Here is a 9508-nt window from a genome sequence, read left to right as displayed (position 1 = left end):
GCGGAAGACCGCCAGAATGCCCACCAGCAGCTCCAGCCCGCGGGGAGCGAGCACCGCCACCACCGAGTCCTCGCCCACCCCGGCGGCCGCCAGCAGCTTTGCGGCATCCTCCACCTGTGCCGCCAGCCGGCGATAGCTCCAGCTCTCGCCGCCGCAGACCACCGCCGGCGCATCCCCCCGCCGGCGGGCGGTGTCGGCGAAGAGCTGCGCCCAGCCGCCACGCTCCAGCGGATCCTCCCGCCGGGTGTCGTTCCACTCCACCAGCGCCTGGTGCCGTTCCGCCGCGCTCCACAGCTCGGCCTTCTCCATCGGCCGGTCCGGCGCCGTCACCAACGATTCCACCAGCGTCCGGAAATGCCCCAGGAGGCGCTGCACCGTGGTGGAGTCGAAGAGGTCGCGGTCGAAGTCCAGCTGACAGTGAATCCCCTGATCGCGCTCCGACAGGGCGAAGAGCAAGTCGTAGTTCACCGTCTCCCGCGCCGTCTCCCGCGCCGACAGCCGCAACCCCGGCAGCTGAGCTTCGCCGGTGGGAGCGTTCTGGTAAATGAACAGGATCTGGAAGAGCGGCGTCAGGCTCAGCTGGCGGTCGGGGTTGAGCTCCTCCACCAGCTTCTCGAACGGTAGATCTTGATGCGCGTAGATCTCCAAAGTGGTGTCCCGCACCTCCTCCACCGCCGCCCGGAAGCTGCGTCCCCGAGGCAGCCGCGTGCGCAGCACCAGGGTGTTGACGAAAAAGCCGATGAGGTCTTGCACCTCGTGGCGGTGGCGATTGGCGATGAGGGTACCGAGCACCAGATCGGTCTGGTGAGAGCTCCGCGCCAGCAGGCCCTGCCAGGCGGTCACCAGGGTCATGAACAGGGTGCTGCGCAGCTCCCGGCTCAGCGAGCGTAGCCGCCCCAGGAGCGTCGCCGGCAGCCAGGTCGAGAGGCGCCCGCCGCGGTAGCGCTGCACCGGCTGGCGGGGACGGTCGAGAGGAAGGTCGATGGAATCCGGAGCCCCGTCGAGATATTGCTTCCAGAAGCTCAGCTCCTGTTCCAGGGCGGGACCGTCGAGCCACTTACGCTGCCAGGCAGCGTAATCCGCGTACTGCACCGGCAGCGGCGGCAGCTGCGGCGTCGTGCCCGTGACCCGTGCCGCGTAGGCAGCGCTGATCTCCTCCGTGAGCAGTCGCATGGACCAGCCATCGGCGGCGATGTGGTGCAGGGTGAGCAACGCTTCGTGGTCCGACGGCCCGCGCCGCATCAGGGTCGCCCGCAGCAGCGGCCCGGTCTGGAGGTCGAAGGGCCGCAAAGCTTCGCGCTGGCGCAGGGCCTCCCCCTGACGCTGGCGTTCCGCCACCGGCAGGGCGCTCAGGTCCACCACCGGCAGCGTCTGGCGCTCCCACGGATCGAGCACCTGGAGCGGCTCGCCGTCGACTTCCAGGAAGCGGGTTCGCAGCACTTCGTGGCGCCGCATCACATCGGTCACGGCACCGGATAGCGCCGCCGCCGAGAGCTCCCCCTGGAGAGAGATGGCGGTGGGCAGATTGAACACCGCGCTGCCGGGCTCCAGGCGGTCGAAGAACCACAACCGCCGCTGGGAGAACGACAGGGGCAGGTCGCCGTCGCGAGGTACCGGCTCCAGGGGCGGCGCCTCGAGCTCCGCCGTCATTCCGGCGCCGGCCTGCTCCACTAGCCGCGCCAGCTGCTCCACCGTCGGCGCCTCGAAGAAGCGCCGTAGGGGAATCTCCACCTTCAGCGCGCGCTCCGTACGGGCCCGCACCTGGGTGACCATCAAGGAGTGGGCGCCGAGGTCGAAGACGTTGTCCTCCACCCCCAGGCGCCGGACTCCCAGAGCCTCCTCCCAGAGCCCCGCCAGCAGCTCCTCGGCGAAGCTCCGGGGCGGCTTGTAGCGCTCTTCCCGCAGGATCGGCGCCGCTGCCGGCAGGGCCTTGCGGTCGATCTTGCCGCTGCTCAGACGCGGCAGCTCCGAGAGCATCATCCAATGGGTGGGGACCATGTGCTCCGGCAGCTGTTTTGCCAGCGCCTGGCGCAGCTCCGCCGGTCCCGGGCCCCGACCGTCGCCGGCATCGGTGCCGAGCACCGCGTAGGCCACCAGCCGGGATTCCCGGCCCAGCTCCGTCACCGCGACCACCGCATCCTGAATCGCCGGCAGCGAGCGCACCGCATGCTCGATCTCCCCCAGCTCGATGCGGAAGCCGCGGATTTTGACCTGGTGATCGATGCGGCCGAGGAACTCCAGGTTGCTGTCGTCGAGCCAGCGGCTCAGGTCGCCGGTGCGGTAAACCCGCGCCCCGGGGCTGTCGGAGAAGGAATCCGGGACGAAGACCGCGGCGGTGCGCGCCGGCTCGTTGCGATACCCCCGGCCGACGCCCCGGCCTCCGACCCAAAGCTCACCGGCGAGGCCCGGGGGCAGCAGCCGGCCCCGGCGGTCGACCACGTGCAGCGTGGTGTGGAGCACCGGCCGGCCGATGGACACCGAGGCTCCCTCGGGACGGTCCTCCAGCGGCACGGCATAGTGACTGACGTCGTCGGAGCATTCCGTCGGTCCGTAGGCGTTGAGCAGCCGGGCTTGGGGATACAGCCGGTACCAGCGCCGGCAGAGATCCCGCGGCAAGGCTTCGCCAGTGGGAATCAACCAGCGCAGCCGGCTCAGGTCCGGCCGTTCGGCTTCGGAGCCGGGCAGACCGTCGAGCTGCAGCCGCATCAGCGACGGCACCGTCTCCAGCACTGTCACGCCGTCCACCGCCGCCCGCCGCAAGAGCTGCGCCGGATCGTGGGCAACGGCGTCGGGGTAGATCACCACCCGCCCCCCGACCACCAAGGGAGCGAGCATCTGCCAGACGGAGATGTCGAAGCATTGGGAAGCGGTCTGGGCCACCGTATCCGCCGCCGTCAGACCGAGGTCCCGAATCTTGGCGAGCAGGTGGTTCACCATGCCCCGGCGCACCACCATGGCTCCTTTGGGCCGGCCGGTGGAGCCGGAGGTGAAGATGGTGTAGACCAACGTCTCCAAGCCCGCCTTCACGGTCTGCGCCGGCTCCGCCGCCGCCCCCCCGCCGCGAACCAGGGGCTCCAGCTCGAGGACCGGTGGCGGATCCGGTACCCCCGCCAGAGCCTCGTCCAGGGCCGGGCGCAGCTCGCCGGCGCAGAGGATCGCAGCACAGCCGGCGGAGGCCAGGATCTCGCCGTTGCGCCGGGCCGGGTGACGGGGGTCCAGCGGCAGGTAGGCGGCGCCGCAGCGCAACAGCCCCACCACCGCCGTCAGCAGATCAGGGCCCCGCTCCGCCAACAGCGCTACCAGCGATTCGGCGCCGACGCCGCGGGGCGCTAGCCCGGCGGCCAATCCGGCGCCCAGGGCTGCGCTGCGCCGGAGCAGCTGGCCATAGCTGATCTCCTCCTGCCCCCACACCACCGCCACCGCCGCCGGCGTCGCCGCCGCCCGAGCCTCGAAGAGCCCGGTGAAGGAGGCTTCCGGCGCCGCTGCCCGCGGCCCCGGCGCCCACTCCTCCAGCAGCTGGCGGCGCTCCGGGGCGCTGACCCAAGGGAGCGCTGCCAAGGGCTGCCGGGGGCTTGCAGCCGCGGCCTGCAGGAGGCGCCGGTAGAGATCCACCAGCCGGTCGATGGCAGCGAGACCGAAGAGCCCGTCGTCGAAGGAGATCCAGCCGCGCAGGCCATCCTCCACTGGACGCAACGAGATCAGCAGATCGAGCATCGCCGTGCCTGGGTCCAGGGGCAGCTCTTCGAGCTCCAGCGCGCCGGGATCAGCGATCTCCCCGACCCCCTGCTCGACCACGAACATGACCTGGAAGAAAGGGTTCCCCTCGAGTTCCCGTTCCGGCTGCAGGGCCTGTACCAGGCGCTCGAAGGGCAGCCGCTGATGGCTCTCCGCCTCGATCACCGTCCGCCGCACCCGCTCCAGCACCTGCTCGAAGCCGAGATCCGGCGCCAAGACCGTGCGCAGCACTAGGGAGTTGACGAACAAGCCCATCACCGCCTCCAGCTCCGACCGCCCGCGGCCGGCCACCGGAGTGCCCAGGACCAGATCCCGCTGGCCGGTGGCGCGGTGCAGCACCATCAGCCACCCCGCCAGCAGGACCATGAATTGGGAAACCCCGGAGGTCCGCGCCACTCGCTCCAATGCCGCCGCCAGCGCTTGCGGCAGCTCGAAGAAACGCCGGCGGCCGCGTCCGCTGGGGGCCCCCCCGGGGCGCTTCAGGGGAACCGCCAAAGTCTCCAGCCCCGCCAGCTGGCCGCGCCAATATTCGAGCTCCCGATCGGCCTGGGGGGCGCCTTCCAGCTGCCCAGTTTCCAGCTGCCGGCGCTGCCAGACCGCAAAGTCTGCGTACTGCAACGGGTCGGCGGCGAGCCGATCCTCCGTCCCCCGATACAGGGCCACCAGCTCGCGCAGGAAGAGGGCCGCCGACCAACCGTCGCAGATGATGTGGTGGAAGACCGAGATCAGCCGGTGCTGGCGGCGGCGGAGGCGACAGACCACCAGGCGCAACAGAGGCCAGCGGGTGAGGTCGAAGGGACGCCGGGTCCAGGATCGGGCGAGGTCCTCGGCGACCTCCTCCGCCGCCGTCCCCAGGCGGTGCAAATCGATCACTGGCAGATCCAGCCGAGCGCTGGCGAAGACCACCTGGCCGGGCTGTCCGTCCCGCTCCTCGAAGACCGTCCGCAGCACCTCGTGGCGACCGACGACGGCGTTCAGCGACTTGGCCAAGAGGCGAAGATCGAGGTGCCCCCGAAGCTCCACCAGGCTCGCCAGGTTGTAGGCCACGCTCTCCGGGTCCAGCTGCTGGAGAAACCACAGCCGCTCCTGACCGAAGGAGGCGGCCACGGGCCAGGGGTCGCCCTCCCGGGGCAGCCGGGGGATGCCTCCCCTGCCCCCGTCCCCGGTGTCCCGCCGCTGTGCCTTCAGAGCCCGCAGCGCCAACAGCTTTCGCTTCAAGGCCTCAGCGGTCGCCCCTTCGCCGCCCGTGATCTCGGTGCTCCTCCTCTCGGTTTCGGCCTCCTCCGCCGGCAGCGCGGAGCGGGTGCCGGCGGCGAGGTCGGAAATCAGCTGCTCGAAGAGTTCCTCGAAGGGATCGATGGAGACGCTCTGAACGAAGCCTGCGGCGGCACGGCGGGACTGTTCCGAGAGCTCCTGATAGCGCCGGCGGTCCGTGAGCACGGCCTCCAGCGCCGCGGCCCAGGGCTCTAGGTTTTGGGGCGGCACGGCAGCCAGAGGAAACTCCCGCTCGTCGAAACGCTGGGAGTAATTCTCGATGGTGCGCACCGGCAGTACGTAATCCACTCCCAGCTTCGCCTCCGGCAAACCGCCGGAGGCGCTGGCCAGCACCGGCAAGCCATGGAGCATCGCCTCCACCGCCAACAAACCGAAAGCCTCCAGGAAGAGGGAGGGCATGAGCAGGACCCGCGTCTCGGCAAAGATCTCGCCGATCTCGTCGGCGGCGCCGCGCAGCCGCAAGTTGGGCAACCGGGCCATGAGCCGGCGGTCCTCGGTCGTGGTCCCCCAGGTCTCCACCCCGAGGAACGGCGTCTCCGGGAAGCGCCGGGCTAGCTCGAGAAAGATGGGCAGGCCCTTGTAGGCACACGGATTGACCAGGGTCACCGCACCGCTGTCGAAGCTTCCCCGCCGGGGGACCGGCGGCGGCGGATAGACCGGGAAGGCCAGCACCCGAGCCCGCACGCCGGACCATCGTTCGATATATCGCCGCACCCAGTGACTGACGGTGATGACCGCCGCAGCGGCCCGGATCAGCTCGGTGCCCCGGGCGCTTTGCACATAGCCTTCGGGGCCAAAGGGTAGGTAGAGGGGGGTATGGACCAGGTAGACCACTCTCCCCGGCGCCCGCCGGGACGCCGCCGCTAAGAGCTCCTGTCCCGGATCCTCGGAGGTCACCAGGACCAGCTGCGGGGCGAAGTCCTCGATACAGCCGGCGGCCACCTCGGCGAGGCGGTGCCGGTCTACTAACGCCGTCACCGTGACCCCCGCCGTTCGCAGCTTCAGGCCGGCCTCTGCCTCCGCCACCTCGATGCCGCGCTGCGCCAGCTCCCGCCGTTGATCCTCCAGGGTTTCGGCACCGTGGCTGCCCAAGGCCGGCGCCACCGCGCGGCACTCGTGTCCCCGCGCCGCCAGCTCTTCCAACAAGCGGCGGTTGGCCTTGTTGGCCCCGCCGTGGCTGGGAGCGTAGACCATGTTCTGGATCAACAACAATCTCATCCGGGGCTCGACCTCCTGAGCCGTCAGCTCAGCTGCTCCTGCTCCAACAGCTGGTTCAGCTCCTCCGGCGACAGCCCCTCCAGCTCGCCGAGCTGAGCCTCCAGCTGCTGCGGGTCCATGTGGTCGACCAGCTCCTGCTCTACCAGCTCCGCCAGGCCAGCGACGGTGGAAACCCGGAAGAGGTCGCCGAGCCCGAGCTCGACTCCAAAGGCGTCGTGGACCCGGGAGAGCATCACCGTACCCAGCAGGGAGTGGCCTCCGAGGGCGAAGAAATCGTCGTCCAGGCCGATCCGAGGAAGCCCCAGAAGCTCGCCCCAGATCCCCGTCAGGGTCTCCTGCAGCGGGTCCTCCGGCGCCCGATAGGGAGCTCGCGGGGCTCGGCCACGGGAGCTGCGCTGCTGCTGCAACACGGCGGTAATGCTCTCGATGGTCCCGAGCTCGGTGGCGATCCTCGCGAAGCGGCGGGCGCGGGCTCGATTGTCCGCCGTCGGGGTATCCCCGGTCTCCGGCGGCCGACGACCTTGGAGTTCTTCGGCTGCATCCTCTCCCGGCTCCCAGCGAGCCTCCGCCGCCCGCGCCGCCGGCGCGAAATAAGCCTGTTCTCCCTCCTTGCCGGCCCTCTCCGCCTGCGAGCCCAAGAAGCGCCGAACGGGTTCGTTGCGCTCGCTCTGGCGAAAGGCGATGCGCACCCGGTCCAACCCCTGCTCCAGAGCCCAGCATCCGACGTGGGCGAGCATCCGATGCTCGACCCCGCGGCCCAGCACGCGGCAGCTGAGGAGCAGCGAGTCCACCGATACCGTGTCCCGGTCTCGGCGCCAGGAAACAACCCCCACCGCGCCGTAGTCACCAAAACGGTCCCGCACCCGCACGACGCGCAGGTGATAGTCCCCGTCCTCAGCCAGGGCGGCCACCTCCCCCTCGCTGCGGCGGACACCGGAGGCATTGAATTGGTTGGTTCGCTGGGTCAGTTGGGCCACCCTCGGCAGCTCCTCCCGCCGCGGGGGGCGGATCTTCACGTCGAGCTCCAGACGCCGGAGAAAATCCCCCAGGCTCGGGCTCTCGCTCTGCAATTCCCGGCGGCGGCGATTCTGCTGATAGAAGAGGGTGCGCCGCCGGTCCTCCACGGTCACGGAAGCCGAGTCCAGCGGCCATAGATGACGCAGGAAGGAGAGGATCGAGGCAGGATCTTGCGGCACCTGCAGCACCAGCACTTCCGGGCATCGGGCCCGTACCTCGGCACACTCCACGGGATTGTCGTCGAGGAAGAGGAAGCTGTCGAGATTCAGATCGAGCTCTTCCGCCAGCGCCCGCAGCCCTTCCCCTTTTGAATCCCAGCCGATGCGCCAGGCCACCAGATGCTCCCGGGCGAGCACCATCTCCGGGCGGCGGTCAAAGACCTGCCAGACATCCTCCTCGCGGTTCTTGCTGCTCAGGCACAGCAACCGTCCCCGCCGCTGCTGCTCTAGCATCGTCCGCTGCAGGGCCAGATAGGGCTCTCCCAGATCCACGCCGCCGACGCCGACTTCCGCACAGACCCCTCCCCACAGGGTGTTGTCGCAGTCCAGGGCCAGGACCTTGGGGCGCTCATCGAGAACGGCGTGGAGACGGCGGGCGATCATCGTCGCCAGGGCGTGAAAATAGTCCACCGTGAAGGGCACGTGCCCCTCCCGCTCAGTGAACGGATCGTGAGCCTCCGCCACCGGGTAGAGCTCGGCAATCTCCCCGTGGGTCACCAGTTGGACTCCCGGCAGAGCCTCGGCAGCCTCCCGCAGGCGCTGCTGCCACGCCTTGGCGGCACTCCGCCATTCGGGCCTCGCCGCCAGCTCCGGAGCGTCGGGGCAGAGAATCAGGAGCCACGGCACCCCCTGGCCCACCGCCGCCCCCAAGCCCGCCAGGGCATCCTCCAGGGCGCTCTCCACCACCGCCAGGCGCTCTTCCGTAAGCCCCCGAGCCAGGCTCTCCCCGTCGCCCCGGGTCGTCTCTTCGGGCAGCCAATCCTGCAAGCGAAGCAGCAGGACGCAAGATCCATTGCCGGAGCCGCGCAGCCGGCTGGAGCCGTCCAGCAGCTGCTGCAACACCTGGTGATAGGGCGCCAGGCAGACTTCCTGGGGAATTTCCAACAGGTCCAGCCAGCCTTGCAGAGGCTCCTGCACCAGGTCCGCCGTGAACGTTGCGGCGAGCACCATCGGCCGCTTGGAGGGAGCCGCGGGAGCCGCGGCGGCGAGCCGTTCCACCACCGGGTGCAGGGGAAGCGAGTCCAAGGTCTCTTCAGGCCTACGCGCCAGTGCGCCGAGGTGGGACTCCAGGGCCTGCATCAAACCCGCGGCAGTCTCCTCGGCGAACAGCCGGCGGTCATATTCGAGCTGGCCGGCGACGGTCTCCCCCAGCTCTTCCACGGAGAGGTAGAGATCGAGCCCCGAGGGTCCCCGGAGGATGTCCACTGGCTGCAGCTCCAGATCGCGCATGGAGAGCTCGCCGAAGTCACCGTCCTGGAGGTTGATGGCGACCTGGAAGAGGGGCGGCCGGCCCATGGCCCGCGGCGGCCGCAGCGCTTCTACCAGGCGGTCGAAGGGCACCTCCTGGTGGCTGTAGGCATCCAAGGCCGCCGCCGCCGTTCGCCGCGCCGCTGCCGAAAGAGTGGGGTTGCCGGCCAGGCTGGTGCGCAGCACCACGGGGTTATAGAAGAGACCGACGACCCGAGCCAGCTCGCGCCGGTTACGGCCTGCCTGAGGGGCTCCCAAGGCCAGGTCCGTGACCCCGGAGAGCTGGTATAGCAGAATCTCGAAGCCCGTTATCAACAGCACCGAGAGGGTGGTCTTGAACTCCCGAGCGCGCTCCTCCAACGCCGCCACCAGCTCTTGAGGCCAGCGGAATCGGTGGTAGCCGGAGATGAACTCGGTATCCCCAGGACGGGGCCGGTCCGTCGGCAAATCCAGGGTCGGGGGCAAGCCCTCCAGGTGGCGGCGCCAAAACTCGAGATCCGGCTCCAGCTCGCCGCTGTCGAAGCGCTCCTGCTGCCAGGCGACGAAATCGGGGTATTGCACCGGGGGCAAGGGCAGCGGATCCTCCGTGCTGGCGGTGCCGGTGCCGGTGCCGACGCGATGATCGTAGAGCTTTGCCAGCTCCCAACCCAGAAGTCCAAGGGAGACCTGGTCCACCACGATGTGATGGGTCACCAGCACCAGCAGATGATCCGACGGGCCGAGGCGCAACAGAAGGGGACGGAGCAACGGGCCGCGAGCCAGATCGATGGGAGCCCGGGCGTGCTCCCGGCCCCGGC

General features: G+C 69.8%; 2 protein-coding genes. Both read right to left on the bottom strand.

Annotated features, from left to right (window positions below; genetic code table 11):
• On the bottom strand, positions 1–6228 hold a 6228-nt coding region (locus SX243_23515; protein ID MDY7095954.1), incomplete at its 3' end, for an amino acid adenylation domain-containing protein.
• A 23-nt stretch (positions 6229–6251) separates the two neighbouring features.
• Positions 6252–9508, bottom strand: a 3257-nt coding sequence (locus tag SX243_23510) for an HAD-IIIC family phosphatase (GenBank protein ID MDY7095953.1), incomplete at its 5' end; no start/stop codon positions are given.

Source organism: Acidobacteriota bacterium (assembly GCA_034211275.1).
GTDB lineage: Bacteria > Acidobacteriota > Thermoanaerobaculia > Multivoradales > JAHZIX01 > JAGQSE01.
Note: the sequence above shows the minus strand (reverse complement) of the source record. Positions and strands in the feature narration are given on the sequence as shown.